Source organism: Psychrobacillus sp. NPDC096389, from assembly GCF_044762855.1.
Lineage (GTDB): Bacteria > Bacillota > Bacilli > Bacillales_A > Planococcaceae > Psychrobacillus.
Map to the genome: position 1 here is coordinate 899,830 of NZ_JBIWFB010000001.1, position 15,376 is coordinate 915,205.

The 15,376-nt window shown below is 36.4% G+C and carries 12 protein-coding genes; 11 read left to right on the forward strand and 1 reads right to left on the reverse strand.

What is annotated here, in order from left to right; all coding sequences use genetic code 11:
* Positions 1 to 21: 21 nt before the first annotated feature.
* From ACIQ38_RS04210 to ACIQ38_RS04230, 5 genes are all read left to right on the forward strand, one after another.
* Positions 22 to 960 (forward strand): AAA family ATPase, encoded by a 939-nt coding sequence (locus ACIQ38_RS04210; RefSeq protein ID WP_402818416.1) that lies wholly within the window; start codon positions 22 to 24, stop codon positions 958 to 960.
* Complete coding sequence (locus ACIQ38_RS04215) at positions 957 to 2,111, forward strand: DUF58 domain-containing protein (RefSeq protein ID WP_402818419.1); 1,155 nt, start codon at positions 957 to 959, stop codon at positions 2,109 to 2,111. The genes ACIQ38_RS04210 and ACIQ38_RS04215 overlap by 4 nt, the downstream gene beginning before the upstream one ends.
* Positions 2,108 to 3,352 (forward strand): hypothetical protein, encoded by a 1,245-nt coding sequence (locus ACIQ38_RS04220; RefSeq protein WP_402818421.1) that lies wholly within the window; start codon positions 2,108 to 2,110, stop codon positions 3,350 to 3,352. Before ACIQ38_RS04215 ends, ACIQ38_RS04220 begins: the two co-directional genes overlap by 4 nt.
* Before the next feature lie 142 nt (positions 3,353 to 3,494).
* Positions 3,495 to 4,364, forward strand: coding sequence for an NAD(P)-dependent oxidoreductase (locus ACIQ38_RS04225; protein ID WP_402818424.1), 870 nt, complete (start codon positions 3,495 to 3,497; stop codon positions 4,362 to 4,364).
* A gap of 67 nt (positions 4,365 to 4,431) precedes the next feature.
* The gene (locus ACIQ38_RS04230; protein ID WP_402818426.1) at positions 4,432 to 5,337 is read left to right on the forward strand and encodes a chemotaxis protein; all 906 of its coding nucleotides are present in this window, start codon (positions 4,432 to 4,434) and stop codon (positions 5,335 to 5,337) included.
* A gap of 450 nt (positions 5,338 to 5,787) precedes the next feature.
* Here the strand turns inward: ACIQ38_RS04230 and ACIQ38_RS04235 are convergent, their stop codons facing one another.
* Complete coding sequence (locus tag ACIQ38_RS04235) at positions 5,788 to 6,255, reverse strand: YkyB family protein (RefSeq protein ID WP_402818428.1); 468 nt, start codon at positions 6,253 to 6,255, stop codon at positions 5,788 to 5,790.
* Positions 6,256 to 6,670: 415 nt separating this feature from the next.
* On the opposite strand from ACIQ38_RS04235, the gene ACIQ38_RS04240 reads away from it, so the two are divergent.
* The 6 genes from ACIQ38_RS04240 to ACIQ38_RS04265 all read left to right on the forward strand — a co-directional run bounded on the left by ACIQ38_RS04240 (position 6,671) and on the right by ACIQ38_RS04265 (position 15,372).
* Complete coding sequence (locus tag ACIQ38_RS04240; RefSeq protein ID WP_402818430.1) at positions 6,671 to 8,722, forward strand: EAL domain-containing protein; 2,052 nt, start codon at positions 6,671 to 6,673, stop codon at positions 8,720 to 8,722.
* 1,018 nt (positions 8,723 to 9,740) lie between these two features.
* On the forward strand, positions 9,741 to 10,193 hold the full coding sequence (gene cbpB / locus ACIQ38_RS04245) for a cyclic-di-AMP-binding protein CbpB (protein ID WP_402818433.1): 453 nt from the start codon (positions 9,741 to 9,743) through the stop codon (positions 10,191 to 10,193).
* 68 nt (positions 10,194 to 10,261) lie between these two features.
* On the forward strand, positions 10,262 to 11,137 hold the full coding sequence (locus tag ACIQ38_RS04250) for a transcriptional regulator CcpC (RefSeq protein WP_402818436.1): 876 nt from the start codon (positions 10,262 to 10,264) through the stop codon (positions 11,135 to 11,137).
* Between the two features lie 56 nt (positions 11,138 to 11,193).
* Positions 11,194 to 13,602, forward strand: coding sequence for a hypothetical protein (locus ACIQ38_RS04255; protein ID WP_402818438.1), 2,409 nt, complete (start codon positions 11,194 to 11,196; stop codon positions 13,600 to 13,602).
* Complete coding sequence (locus tag ACIQ38_RS04260; RefSeq protein WP_402818441.1) at positions 13,599 to 14,528, forward strand: ABC transporter ATP-binding protein; 930 nt, start codon at positions 13,599 to 13,601, stop codon at positions 14,526 to 14,528. The genes ACIQ38_RS04255 and ACIQ38_RS04260 overlap by 4 nt, the downstream gene beginning before the upstream one ends.
* A gap of 1 nt (position 14,529) precedes the next feature.
* Complete coding sequence (locus tag ACIQ38_RS04265) at positions 14,530 to 15,372, forward strand: ABC transporter permease (protein WP_402818444.1); 843 nt, start codon at positions 14,530 to 14,532, stop codon at positions 15,370 to 15,372.
* Positions 15,373 to 15,376 lie beyond the last annotated feature (4 nt).

The following is a 15,376-nucleotide window of genomic DNA, read 5'->3' on the forward strand; positions in this document are numbered from 1 at the left end:
CTCAATAAGGGAGAATTGTCCATGCATAATATAAAGCGGTTACAGGGAGAGTTGAATAAAGCAATTATTGGAAGAGAAAAAGAAATTGATTTCATGTTAATGGGGCTATTAGTACAAGGACATGTCCTTTTAGAAAGTGTACCAGGCTCAGGTAAAACGATGATGGCAAAAGCTTTTGCAGAAGCTATACAAGGGGAGTTTAAACGACTTCAATTTACTCCAGATGTATTGCCGTCCGATGTAACAGGTATTAGTTATTTTCATCCACAAAAACAGACCTTTATCCTTCGTGTAGGACCTGTAATGAGTAATATATTGCTTGCGGACGAGATTAATCGTGCAACTCCACGAACCCAGTCTAGTTTGCTGGAAGCGATGGAAGAAAAGCAAGTATCGATTGATGGCGAAACGATTAAATTGCCATTCCCTTTTATGGTCATTGCGACACAAAACCCAGTTGAATCGGGACAAGGTACTTTTCCATTACCAGCTGCGCAATTAGACCGATTTTTATTCAAACTGTCGATTGGTTATCCAACTGTTGCGGAAGAAAAAGTCATATTACAGCAGTTTGGACGATCTCCTGGGGAGCTGCCGATACAAGAAGTAGTGTCATTGGAACAAATAGAAACATGGTCACAACAAGTAAAAGAAGTAGCCGTGCATGATGATATTTTGACTTATATTATTCAAATCGTACATAGCACAAGAAATCATCCATATATAGAATTAGGATTAAGCAGTCGAGCATCACTAGCACTTCTTCAAGCAGCTAAAGCGAATGCTTTTATTAATAGCCGTATGTTCGTAACTCCAGATGATGTGAAGAGAGTAGTAGAACCTGTATGTCTACATCGTATGAAACTATCAGCTGAGGGAATGTTAATCCATGATATGGAGGAAGTGATGAGAAAACTTTTACAGACCATTGAAGCACCTGTAGAGGCGAATACTCGATGAGCTGGATTCGTAAAGATTTTGGATTGCAACATATGAAAAATTATATGCAGATATTAGTATTTTCATTGATACTAAGTTTTTTGTTTAAACAATTTCTCCTGTTTTCAATCTTTTCATTTTTACTTATTATTGTTCTTTTGAACATGTATTATTTCCGACAAGTCGGCAAAAAACTTGAACTCGTCAATGAAAAAAAGAGAATCCGTTTACTTAAAAATACTACTTCTGATCTAGAACTAACCTTTCAAAATAAAGGGATACCGATTTGGAATGCAACTCTATTAATCTCTTTTCAAACATGTATAGCACCAAATGGGATTAGCTATACAACATCGGCAGTTTTTCACGAAGTAAAGTTGCCTTTTTCTATCGGCTATAAAAAACAAGTAACTGTAAAGATCCCAGTTGAAGGAGTGCATAGAGGCTTGGCGAGGATAAAGCAAATTGAACTACAAATTCCGCATCCTCTAACAGATGGGTCAATAATACTCGATTTTAAACCAATGATTCTTATAGATGCTATCGTTTATCCACAAATTCATAAGTTGGATGATAATCTTACCCCATCTCGATTAAAGGAAGGCTATTTACAATTGAATTCTTCCTTATATGATGATCCTTTTTTTCCGGTAGGAACAAGAGAATATATACCAGGCGACCAATTCCATCACATTCACTGGAAGGCAAGTGCAAGAACGCAACAATTACAAACGAAGGTATTTACAAAAGTGGCGAATGTCTCTGTCTTATTCGTCGTTAACGTCAAGAAAAAGTATGGGGTAGTTGCTGATTTTGAAGAAAAAATTGAGTGGCTTGCTTCACAGATGGAGGTCTGCTATAAAAAAGATATTCCCTATTCATTTGCCGTAAATATTCGCACTTTTGGGAAATTTCCTTTAGTTTATTTACCTTTAGGGAGCGGAGATGCACATCGTAAACAAGGATTAGAACTTCTCGCTATCTTATCGAGAAGTGATAATTTAATCCCATTTGAAAAGGTTCTTGCATACATAGATAGTTTTGTGGAGTTACCCGTTGCTGTAAGTGTTATGACCCATGAAATAGAACAGTACGCTCCCTTCCTGAGTCGTTTAGAACAGCGTACAAATGTTTTGTATGAAACGAGTACATTTCCAGAGGGAGTTTTATGATGCATCAACCGACTATCACTTTGAAGATTCAAGCTCAATCATTTGGGAACTATTTGCGAGATATATGGTTCGGAGCATTACTATTTGTATTAATACAACATCAAACGACGCTAGCTTTACCATTTCTTTGGATTGGACTACAAATCACTATGGTGGTCGTTAGCGTAGTATTTTTTAGAAAAATAGGTCCAAACAGTATTGTCCCTTTTGTAATCCCTTTTTTCCTTCTGCTCCCTATGTTTTTATTTGGCGCTCCAATTTGGCTATTTGCGGGAAGTGTTGTCTTTTCCATATGGCGGATACAGACAAGATTTAATAACGCTCAAGTGGAACAAACGATGGATAATCCCTTTATTCTTTCCTATTTTTTTACGTTTCTAACAGTTCATTTTGTTAGTTATTTTTTAGGTTACACGGATTATCATTTTGTACTTTATACCGTATTTATTGCTGGTATAGTGCTTTTTGGGGGAGCTCGATTAATCGCTGTTTCGATGAATGTAGACGAATACCATGCATCACCGAAAACTAATTTATTGGGCATATACTTGCTTAGTATAGTTGGCGTAATGAGTCTATCTAGTGTTATTTATTTTGCTATCCCTTTCTTGCGTAAACTGTTTGATTTATTATTCGAGATAATACTTCGTGTCGCACTCATTCCTCTTGCTCCTGTTCTAGAATATATAGAAGCTATATTAAAAGGATTGCAAATAAGAGTATTGGAAGAGGAAGAACTCATCCCAGAAGAGGAACAAGTGGAGACAGAAACGAAAGATGTAGCGACCAATGAAACATTTATTAATTTCCCGGTAGAATGGATTTTTATAGTGATAGGTGTAGTTGCTGTTTTATTTATTATTTATTACTTGTGGAGAAATAAACCGAAGAATATAGAAATAGAGATTTCGGATGTACAATATGAAAATAATCAACTGGCTGCAGGAGAAGAAAAAGAAACAAACCAATTGAACTCTTTATATCAAGTGGAAACTTCCTATTTGCGAGAGAAATACGCACAGTTTGAATTAGAAGCTCACACGTATGATTTTGATAGAAATAGAAGTGAAACAGTTAGAGAATGGTTTAAACGTATGCAATGGCGAGTAGACCCATTCTTTTTTCAAATATATGAAGAAGTTAGATATGGAGGAAAGATGATCAGTTCTGAAAAAGGAGAATTGTTCATAGTAAGCATAGAAAAAATAAAAAATGAAAAATTTTTTAAAAAAGATGTTTAAGAAAATGTAAAACGGGCATATTAATAAAGAACACAGCAACATTCTCATTTCCCCCTTTTTAAAGGATCATCCAAAAGCTATTTGGATGGTCCTCTTTTTTTGGTACACTAGGAGTATGAAAATACGATTTGGGGGAAATGACATGACAGAAAACGTGAAAACTGGATTTATTGGTACGGGTGTAATGGGTAAAAGTTTAGTAAAACATTTACTAAATGCGGGTCATGAAGTAGTTATTTATACAAGAACAAAGGAAAAAGCAGAGGAACTAATTTCACTAGGTGCGACTTGGGTAGAACGTGCAAGTGACGTAGCAAACAATTCGCAAGTTGTATTTACAATGGTAGGCTATCCAAATGATGTGGAAGAAATCTATTTAGGAGAGAACGGTATTCTTGCTGCTGACAATAAAGGTTTAGTTGTAGTTGATCTGACAACATCCACACCAACTCTTGCTCAAAAAATAGAAGATGCTGCAAAAGGAAGAGGTATGCATGCGCTAGATGCACCAGTTTCTGGTGGAGATATTGGAGCGCAATTAGGGAAATTATCAATTATGTGCGGTGGAGAGAAAGCGACGTTTGATAAAGTTTTACCTCTACTAAACCTTTTCGGAGAAACCATTTTATATCAAGGGGCTGCCGGAGCGGGGCAACATACGAAAATGTGTAACCAAATAACAATTGCAACTGGAATGATAGGTGTTTGCGAAGCACTAGCATATGGACAAAAAGCCGGGCTCGATTTAGAGCAAGTGTTACGATCCATTTCTACAGGAGCAGCTGGTTCTTGGTCATTAAGTAATTTGGCTCCTCGTATGATAGCAGGAAACTTCGAACCAGGTTTCTATATTAAACATTTTGTCAAAGATATGAAAATTGCGCTAGAAGAAGCAGAAAAAATGGACTTACAACTCCCAGGATTACAACTAGCAAAATCGATGTACGATGAGTTAGTCGCAAAAGGTTATGAAGATAACGGTACACAAGCACTTATAAAATCGTACGAATGAAATAGGGACTTAAACCTACTATATGATACAATCTACTTAGCTGCTGTAAATAGAAAGGGCGATTCATATGAACGATCATAAAGGAATATTGTTAGAAAGCGGTACGAACGAGCTAGAAATAGTAGAATTTCAAGTAGGTTCTAGTAAGTTTGGGATTAATGTCATTAAAGTAAAAGAAATCATTCAACCGATCCCAGTAACTTTTATTCCGCATGCTCACCCGCATGTGGAAGGAATCATACAATTACGTGGAGAAGTTCTACCAGTTGTAAGTATGGCAAAGGTGCTTGGACTACCGGCAATAAACAAAAGTGAACAAGAAAAATACATTGTTACCGAATTTAACAAACAAAAAGTTGTTTTCCATGTAGATAATGTATCCCAAATTCACCGGATATCATGGGAGCAAATCGAAAAACCGAGTGATATATATCAAGGTGGTACTTCTCATGTGATTGGTGTTATTAAACGCGCCGAGGAAATGGTTCTATTACTAGATTACGAACGAATCATTGTAGATATAAATCCAGAATCAGGCATAAATGTGGCATCGGTTAAAAAACTTGGCGAGCGAGAACGATCTCATAAAAAAATCGTCATTGCAGAGGATTCGCCACTACTTCGTAAGTTATTGAATGATACTTTACATGAAGCGGGCTATGTTAACCTAGAATTTTTTGAAAATGGAAAAGACGCCCTAGGTTACTTAGAAGAGTTAGAAAAGGTTTCACCTGACATTGCGGAACATGTACAAATGGTTGTAACGGACATTGAAATGCCGCAAATGGACGGACATGCATTAACTCGCAAAATTAAAGAAAATAGTCATTTAGCAAAATTACCTGTTCTTATTTTCTCGAGCTTAATAACAGATGACCTCCGTCATAAAGGAGATCAAGTGGGGGCAGAAGATCAAATTAGCAAACCAGAAATTGCCGAACTAGTATTGAAAATAGATCAATATATTTTGTAAGTCTAAAGAATATTTGTGTGCTCTTTGTATGGTCGCTTTTGAATTGCTTTGAATCAAAACAAGACCTACATTATTACCGGATCTTTATAATGTGCAAGGGACGCGATAAAGTCGCACCCCTTGCGCATTTTTTCGGTAATGAAGTAGTTATTGTTTGTTCGGTGCGGTTCGAAAACACAAATAAGCTATTCGAAATCAAAGAATAGCCACGTTCTTATCGAAATAAGAGCAGCCAAAGATGCAATTTTGGCGGCTCAGTCCTTCTATATTGAATTTCTGCTTTTCGATTTTAAAGAAGTGTCCCTGTTCAACATATTGTTACTTATTTGGCCAATAGTTATAGTGGAAATTGATTAAACAGCAGACCAAATAAAATAAGACACTCCTTGTTCGATCATAAACAAGAAGTGAATTATTTTGGTTTCTAATAATGTTGATTCAGGGGGGGAATTAATAATCTAAATATGATTTCATTGTTTGTTTTTTTCGATTAGTTGGCCTAGCATAAGATTGGGTACCCAGTGGAGAGTTAGTAGAGGGATTCTTCACCGTAGATTGAGGTCCAATGTAATCAGTAAGTACTTGTTTTGCCATTTTTAAATTCATTTTTCGGATAGGATTTCGATAAGTATCATCTAGATGACCGAGATGAGGTAATTGCTTAAAATCCTCTTTTGTTGGGATCATATGGAAGTAGTAGTCTGCGCATTGAATTAATACGGAGGATTGCTGTTGGCTATTCCTTGGATTTCGTACAAAATGTAGACCGACTTTTTTGGCTTTGTCTTCTTGTAACATCTTATCGATGGCTAGTTTTTTTAACAGGTAAAGCGGCTTTTTATCAATGGCTGTTTTAGCATGGCGATTGACTGTATAAATGGCAGTAGCTATTCGTTCATCTTCTGTACTATTTGTCATAATAACCCCCCTCAATATATTATATTTACTATATCATACCAATTTTCAGTTAAATTGTATACACAAATCAAAAAAGTATTATGTGGTAACGGACTAAAGATAAGCGTCGTAATGCCGATAAAATAAGGTGAAGTAATATTTTAACTTCATTCAGCAAAAGTTTCCCGCTAATAAAAAGTGATAAAATGATTGTAAAGTAAGTATACAATTTAGCGAAGAACCACTAATCCTTGCTCCTGTGTTTACTCGTTGCAAACAATAAGTGCTGAATAAAGTTAAAGCCTCCGGCGGATGCCACAGATTTTTAGAGGAATTTATCGAGCAAGCTCGATAAAATCTGGGCGCAAATACGCCGAGGCGCATTTGATTATTATTGTTTCGTACTAGTTAGTTTCGATTCAAATTGGAGGATTCCATGAACAATTCAGTAATACCCAAGCTTCTCATGAATAATAACCTAGCAAAAATGATGGATGGGAATCCATTGCCGTTTATTTTACTGAAACGAGAAAGCGAAAAAAAGTTTTCTGTAATCTATTACAACCATGCAGCCGAAAGTTTTTTTGAAGATTCAAGTGATGAATCTGCATCATTTTTTTCAGTGGAAGTCTGGAATCAGTTGCATGTAATTCTAAATAGTTTGAACGTTGAAAAACAGAATGTACATAGTAATTTACTTCTTACGAATCAAAATGGTAACTATTCAATTGATATGACGATTGTTTCCCTACAAAGCGAAGAAAACAGTGTATACGGATTAACTTTGCATAATACGAAGAACGACTTAATCGAAAAACAAGATTTACTTGCAATAAAAGAAAAATATATGTCTCTCTTGAATTATAATACAGATTCTGTTTTATTAGTAGACGAAAGTGGAATAATTCATTATACGAATGCAGTGACTACAAAAGCGTTAGGTTACGACTCAACTACACTTTTACATCAACCGATTGAACAGTTTATCGAAAGTAATTCGCTTAGCAATTTTCAACTTATGATCAAGCAAACATTGAGTGGCTATCCTGCTGAATTGCAAAAATGTCTTTTCCAGCATGCGAACGGACATTATGTATATGTATATTTGAAAGCAATTCCCATTCATGATGAAGGTAATGTGAAAGAGTATCATTTAGTATTAAGAGATTTGACAATAAGTGCCGATGAAAAGGAACAACTATTTTATTTGGCATACCATGATCATTTGACTGGTTTATGGAATCGCCGTGCTTTAAAAGAACATCTACGTGACAATTTAATCGAAGCCCATAATAAAAATACTAAAATTGCTATTATGCGAATCGACTTAGATCGATTTAAACTTATAAACGAATCGCTTGGTTACAATTATGGTGATGAACTATTAAAGAAAATTGCAGATCGTCTAAGCCTTTTTATGAATAAATCAAGTAACCTGTATCGTCAAAGTGGTGATGAATTTGTCTTTATTTTAAAAGGCAAAACACGAGAAGAGACAAGCAGTTTTGCAGAAAATTTATTAGGTGAATTGTCCAAACCAATTTATTTAGATCATCAAGAATATTTTGTAACGGCTTCTATCGGTATTTCGATGTATCCACTAGATGGAGATAATTTAGATGAACTACTTATTAAGGCAGATCAAGCTTTGTATGTAGCGAAAGATAGAGGAAGAGCTCATTATCGCTATTTTCAAGAGCAGATGAATTTATCCTTTCCAAATGAAGCTTTAATGGAGTCTCATCTAAGAAGAGCCATTGAAAAAGAAGAGTTAACGATTCACTATCAACCACAAGTAAATTTAGCAACGGGAGAGATTGACTCCTTTGAGGCATTGTTGCGTTGGAATAATCGAAAGTTCGGATATGTGTCGCCGATGCAGTTTATCCCCCTTGCAGAAGAGTCTGGAATGATTATGCAAATTGGCGATTGGGTATTAGAAGAAGTATGTAAGCAACTAGAATATTGGCAAGAAAAAGGTTATCGCCCAGTTCGCATTGCAGTTAATATTTCACCTAACCAATTCAAACAAGAAAACTTTGCGATAAAAATTCGGGAAAAGATAAATAAATATCGTATTAATCCATTTTCGTTAGAGGTCGAAATAACAGAAAGTGCCATGACGGATATGCAAGATACTTTTGCCATGCTAAAAGAATTGAAGAACATTGGAGTTGTTATTTCAATAGACGATTTTGGAACAGGCTATTCTTCTCTCAGTTATTTGAAAAAATATCCGATTGATATTATTAAAATTGACCAATCGTTTATTAAAGATATGGAGCTAGATGAAAAAAATGCAGCAATCGCAACGACAATTATCCAACTTGCGCATAGCTTAGGGATGGAAGTAATTGCGGAAGGTGTGGAGAAAGACAAGCAAGTCGAAATCTTAAAATCAGCCAATTGCCAAAAAGCACAAGGCTACTATTTCAGTCGCCCGGTACCAATAGACGACATCAACCAATCTTATATGAATATTATTTAACCGTAAATTGTACTACAGATTTACGGTTTTTTTTGTATAGCAAGTTACCAGGTTAATGTTGTAGTCGTGAAACTTTCTCCAAATAATATTAGCTATGCCACTTTTTTATTGATCGCAGTTTAGGGATACTACGTGGTAGCAAGGCGAATAAAGTGTCCGCTGTGATTTTTGCTACAGTCGTACGCTTTCCGCTGGGTGAGCGATGAGCCATCCCCGCCGCCCATAGGCGTACGTTGGGATGTCTCATTAGCCCACTCATCCGGCAGGAGTCGACGCCTGTAGAGAAAATCAGTGGAAATTGCCCAATTATCCATACCATCCCATTAAAAAACAAAATTTCAACCAGTTTTTCCATTCATGCATCCAGTAAATGGCTTAGGGCAACCAACCGATCACTGGGAGCAACCAATTCTATATCGAAAGCAACCAAATCAACATGAGAGCAACCAAATTACTCGTGAAAGCAACCAATTCTCAAAAAGGCTCTTTACTTGATGTGAGACAACTATAATTCCGACCTATTATAGGAGTTATATGTCTTAAAGACCGTCGAACACGCCTGACCGGCATCTACTCGACTAGTTTGTCGTGTTCAGTTATCTTATTGTCGCGTTCGCAGTGGAGATTGTCTCGTTCAACCATTTATTGTTAATATGGGATCCCAATAATTTGGCGATTTTCATTGATTTTCGCTGCAGACGGCGACTCCAGTGGGATCAAGTGAGCAAAATGAGACTTCACAACGTTCGCGCGCAGGCGCGGCGGTGAAGGCTGATCGCTCACCCCACGGAAAGCGTCCGCCCTGCAGCGAAAATCATAGCGGTCACTAGTCAATTCACTACGACACAGTATCCCTATACTGCGAGAACTATCCAGTAACAAGTGTAACTTTTTCATTCCAAACAAAATAAAAAATTAAATGAAAGCGATTCCATGGTATTTTTATCCGTTCATATGCTATCATAGTTTCATAGGGGATGTTTTCTTAAAGTGAAAACAGACAAAGGAGTAGAATGCTATGATAGTTACAAGCAGTAAAGACTTTTTACAAATCCCGATCGAGGATTATATTATATCAGCAGAAAAAGTAGCACATGTTCAATTAGGAAATAACGCCGAACATGCATTATTAGTATTGACGAAAACTGGATATTCTTCCATCCCAGTACTAGACGTAAAATATAGACTACACGGTCTAATAAGCTCCCAACAAATAACGGATGAAATATTAGGACTCGAACATATTGAATATGAACGACTACCTGATCTAAAAGTTGACGATATAATGAAAACGGACGTACCGGTTATCCATATCAAAGAAAAGTTCCAAAAAGGGCTGGATTTATTAGTAGATAATCCTTATTTATGTGTAATCGACGACGAGCGAACGTTTATGGGCATCTTAACTAGAAGAGTTATATTAAAGCAAATGAAAAAGTATTTATACCAAACACAAGAATCTCAAGTATAATGGTGTAAAAACGAAAGAAGGCCTCTTATATATAAAGGGCCTTCTTTTTCATGTAAGGAGGATAAACAATGACTTCAGATTTTATCGTTATCAAAACATTAGCAGAAGAACAAAACATGAGAAAAGCAGCAGAGCGTTTATTTCTTTCCCAACCGGCACTATCGCAACGACTTCAAACAATCGAAAAAGAATGGAATACCAAACTTTTTTTGCGCTCCCAAAAAGGATTAACAGCAACACCAGAAGGCGAATTAATCATTGAATTTGCGACGAATATGATCCAGCAAAAAGAAGAACTTTATGAAGCGATACAATCGCTCACATCTAAAGTGCATGGGACATTGAAAATTGCTTGTGCTTCTATTGTTGGTCAAAATTGGTTGCCGAAAGTGCTGAAGGATTTTGTTCAAACGTATCCAGAAGCAAAAATTTCTCTTCTAACTGGCTGGAGTTCAGAAATTGTCAAAGCGATATATGATGGGGAAGCGCAAATAGGCATCGTCCGGGGGCAAACGGATTGGAAAGGGAATAAAATACATCTGTTCCGAGACACGCTCTATTTAGTTGATAAAGAAATGACTTCTATAGACGATGTCTTAACGACTGATAAACCATTCATTCAATTCAAAAGTGATTCGAACTATTATCAAGAGATTCAGCAATGGTGGCAAAAGCATTTCTCAAGCAACCCAAAAAGACAAATAGTAGTAGATCAAATTGAGACATGTAAGCAAATGGCTCTAAATGGGATTGGGTATGCTATTTTGCCATCCATTACATTGACTGGTCAAGAAGATGTCCAAAAAATTCCTTTAACTAATAATGAAGAACAGTTTGAATTAACGCGTGATACTTGGCTTATTGGCTATGATGCAGCATTTGAACTTCCTCAAGTGGAAGCTTTCGTCAGTATTGTAAAAAAACATGCACAAATATTTCAATAAGGAACTTTCATCTGTTAATAGCGTACTAATTAGTAAGAAGTAAAGGGGGAAATACGATGCATATTCGGAAGTTAGTGCTTTTTATTTCAGTAGTATTTATCTATTTTACATTATTGCCAACAGTAAGTGCATTAGCGGCACCTAACTTAAATGTAAAGGTAACAACTGGATTTAATGGAAAAGCAAAATATGGAGAAGGTCTACCAATCACCTTAACTGTTGAGAATAAAGGAGATGCTTTTTCTGGAGATCTCGTGTTAGATACAGTTGAGTCGTATAATCTAGGAAATGCACTTGCTATTCCATTTGAAATTGGAGCAGGAGAAACGAAAACGGTTCAAGTGGCAGTAGGTGGCTTGGGAGAAGATTATATGTATCAAGGGTCCAATGTGCAACTTATCCACTTTTTTGAAGGAGGATGGGAAAAAGGGAAGTCGATTGATTTTAAAGGAACAAAAAATTTACGAACTAATTTCTATGATCCAACGACTATTTTTTATCTCACACTGACAGACAGTGCAGACCGATTAAAGGTATTGAACCAAATCAAACAGCCTAACCAATTAAATGATGAAGTAATCCATGTTGCACAACTAAGCAATTTTTCTTTGCCAACAGATGCTGTAGCGTGGGAAATGGCGGACTATATTATTTTAGATGAATTTGTTTTAGCGGATTTAGCTGATACGCAGCAACAAGCACTTATTGATTATGTTAAAACTGGCGGAAACATTGTAATTGGTGCATCAGCTAACCTTACTGCAGAAGTGGGGAAACTAGGGGATTACCTACCACTAGCGTTAGAAACAACTACACAAACGTTAACTGCAGAAAATATGCGTGCAGTTACGGCAAATAATACATTATCCAATGATATAACCGTTTATAATTCTACTTTAAGCAATGAGGCCACACCATTATTTAAAATAGACGGAACGATATTAGCAGGAAAGAAACAAGTAGGCAGTGGGGCAATTATTCAAACGACTTTTTCTCTAGGTGATGATCCATTAGCGAAAGATCCAGTCTATAGCGATTTAATGTCTACGATTTTACAGTCAGTTAACGTGCAAAACACGCCAAACATGTATGGCTATAATAATAGTAAAGACCAGCTCGTTTATGAATTAGGCGACACGAATTCTTTATTTAGTTCTTTTAAAGTTTCAACACCCCTAATGATTGGCATCGTAGTCGTTTATATGATTATTATTGTGCCTTTACTGTATATCATATTGAAAAGAAAAGATAAAAGAGAATATGCATGGGGGATTATACCGATTACAGCAATCATTGCTTCGGCTGCTATTTTTGGTTATGGGGCAAGAGACCGCATTGCCCGTCCACAAGTACAACAATCTTCTTTTTTAGAAGTGAATGAAGATAAAAGTTTGCAAGGGTATTATGCAGAATCTATTTTAAGTAACAAAAGTGGTGATTTTACTTTTGAGGCTCCTCCTACTACAACGATGGTTGCGAAGCGAAATTTTAATTCGTTTACGGGGCAAACCCCAAATGTGTATGAAAATGCAATTATGGAAAAGCATGCAACAAGTAGTGAGTTGACGTTTAGAGATGTAGGTTACTGGTCTGTTTCTTCTTTGTTCGGGGAAACACAAATACCGGAAGTAGGAAATTTCGATGTCAATCTTCGAGTGGATGCAAGTCAACTTACTGGTACAGTTCAAAATAATTTTCCGTTTGTCGTAAAAGAAGTGTCCGTTTGGTCTGGAAGTAAACTAATCCCATTAGGTGACCTTGAACCAGGCGAAAAACTGGAAGTAAATAAAAAATTAAGCTCTGTTATGTTAATGCCGATTTCCAATCCGTATGCTAGCAGAAATTATGGAATAAACTCAGGAACGTCCATTGATCTAGTTGAACAACGAAAGCAATCGATGTACTCTGCAAGTTTAATGGGGGACCAATTTGGAAAAAGTCCTGTTCTTACTGGTTTTGCAGAAGATAATATTGTTCCTATCATGCTAAAAGATAAAAAAGTCGAGATGTCGGCTTTACATTTACTTATACAGCCGTTTAAAGCGGAAACAAGTTTTGCGGGAGAATTTGTATTACCAGCCAATATGTTCACTGTCAACGTAAATACAAATGAATATGGTAAATATATGGAACCGGTCATGAACAACAGTTTGGAATGGTATTTAGACGATGGTGAATATAATGTGTATTGGAAAATTCCAGACACAATCCCGGTAGATAAAGTAAAATGGGCACAATTACAAATCGCCAATACCGACCGAAATTCTCATACAATTGAAATATGGAATATAGAAACACAAAGCTTCGAAGAAATAAGTGAAAGTAGATTCACTACTACGGAAAATATCCAACATTATATTAATGATGCAGGCGAGATTTATTATAAACTTCTTAAAAAATCTGTCGACGGTAATCAATACACAAGACTGCCAGAGGTGCGACTGAAAGGGGAGGTTACGCAATGATCGAAATAAAAGGATTAACAAAGAAATATGGCTCTTTTTATGCATTGAATGATTTAAACCTTACGCTAGAAGAAGGAACTGTATTTGGATTCGTAGGAGCGAATGGGGCAGGGAAATCTACTACTTTTTCGATATTGGCTACACTTCTTCAACCGACGTCTGGTGATGCTTTTGTCAATGGAAAAAGTGTAAAAACGGATGCACATGAAGTGCGAAAGCAAATTGGCTATATGCCCGATTTTTTCGGGGTTTATGATCAGTTAAAAGCAAATGAGTATTTAGATTTTTATGGAGCAAGCTACGGTATTTCGGAAAAAGAAAGAGAGGTTTTAATACCTCAATTGCTAGAGCTAGTCAATTTAAGTCATAAGCGTTATGACTACGTCGATTTACTTTCTCGTGGGATGAAACAACGTTTATGTTTAGCACGTTCGCTTATTCATGATCCGAAAGTATTAATTCTTGATGAGCCGGCTTCTGGCCTAGATCCAAGAGCTCGTGTCGAAATGCGAGATATACTTAGACAATTAAAAGGGATGGGTAAAACGATTCTAATTTCCTCCCATATATTACCGGAGCTAGCAGAAATGTGTGATGAAATAGGCGTAATCGATGGAGGCAGACTAATAGCACATGGTTCCGTAGGAGATATTCAAGCACAGCTTGCCGGTGAAAAGCAAATAACGGTGAAGGTGAAAGGATTATTAGAAAATGCGGTTCACTTTTTCGAGGAAGATCCTTTTGTTTCTAAAGTAGAAGTAGAAACGGAGAAAAATGCCATTACCTTTACGTACAGAGGCACAGAAGAAGATCAAATCAATTTGTTAAAAAAGGCATTAGATCATTCTTTAAAAATAGTTTCATTCTCAGAAACAGAAACAGACTTAGAAGATGTCTTCATGGAAATTACGAAAGGGGTGAAATAGGGTGAAGCAGTTACTAGCAAATCCAGTATTAGTAAAAGAAATAAAACTTCGCTTTCGCTCGTTAAAAAGCTTTACGGGTATTCTCTTTTACTTAATCGCGATGTGTATATTTGTATTTGGTTTTATCATGCTGACTACTTCCTTTACTGGAACTGGATATTTCCGACCAGAAGAAAGTTTCTTCATGTTTGCGATGCTATCCTATATTCAGCTAGGGCTTATTCTTTTTATCACCCCCGGCTTAACTGCAGGTGCCATTAGTTCGGAACGGGAGAAGCAAACGTTAAATATTTTATTGACCACTTCTCAAACTTCTTTTCAAATTATTTTCGGGAAGTTAACGTCGTCGATCGCTTTTCTTTTGTTATTAGTAGTATCTGGTTTACCTATTTATAGTTTAGTTTTCCTTTTTGGAGGGGTATCACCTGGACAACTGGGCATTATTTTCTTATTTTTCTTTTTAACGATGCTTGCCATTGGCGGGATTGGTATCATGTACTCTACGATTATTCGTAAAACGATTGTAGCGATGATTGCGACTTATGGAACGATGATTTTCTTGGCTGGGGTAACTGGGTTTATTTACTTAGTCATAACTGGCATGAATAGCATGGCAGCAGGTACACTTGCTTCATCACCTATCGCTCATTTTTTTGCAAGTATAAATCCGGTTGTTTTAATGCTTACATTAATTTCGCCAGGTTCGGATAGCTTTATAACGGAATCAACGAAAGTAGATCTACCGATTTGGATTGGATATACGATTTTCTATATTTGTATAACAGTACTCTCGATTTTTATTGCGGTGAAAAAATTACGTGTCAATATGAAGCATACTAGATGAGGTG

Coding starts and splice junctions, on each gene's coding strand:
- ACIQ38_RS04220 (WP_402818421.1), top strand. CDS start 2,108: ATGATGCATCAACCGACTATCACTTTGAAGATTCAAGCTCAATCATTT.
- ACIQ38_RS04240 (WP_402818430.1), top strand. CDS start 6,671: ATGAACAATTCAGTAATACCCAAGCTTCTCATGAATAATAACCTAGCA.
- cbpB (WP_402818433.1), top strand. CDS start 9,741: ATGATAGTTACAAGCAGTAAAGACTTTTTACAAATCCCGATCGAGGAT.
- ACIQ38_RS04260 (WP_402818441.1), top strand. CDS start 13,599: ATGATCGAAATAAAAGGATTAACAAAGAAATATGGCTCTTTTTATGCA.
- ACIQ38_RS04210 (WP_402818416.1), top strand. CDS start 22: ATGCATAATATAAAGCGGTTACAGGGAGAGTTGAATAAAGCAATTATT.
- ACIQ38_RS04225 (WP_402818424.1), top strand. CDS start 3,495: ATGACAGAAAACGTGAAAACTGGATTTATTGGTACGGGTGTAATGGGT.
- ACIQ38_RS04235 (WP_402818428.1), bottom strand. CDS start 6,255: ATGACAAATAGTACAGAAGATGAACGAATAGCTACTGCCATTTATACA.
- ACIQ38_RS04230 (WP_402818426.1), top strand. CDS start 4,432: ATGAACGATCATAAAGGAATATTGTTAGAAAGCGGTACGAACGAGCTA.
- ACIQ38_RS04250 (WP_402818436.1), top strand. CDS start 10,262: ATGACTTCAGATTTTATCGTTATCAAAACATTAGCAGAAGAACAAAAC.
- ACIQ38_RS04215 (WP_402818419.1), top strand. CDS start 957: ATGAGCTGGATTCGTAAAGATTTTGGATTGCAACATATGAAAAATTAT.
- ACIQ38_RS04255 (WP_402818438.1), top strand. CDS start 11,194: ATGCATATTCGGAAGTTAGTGCTTTTTATTTCAGTAGTATTTATCTAT.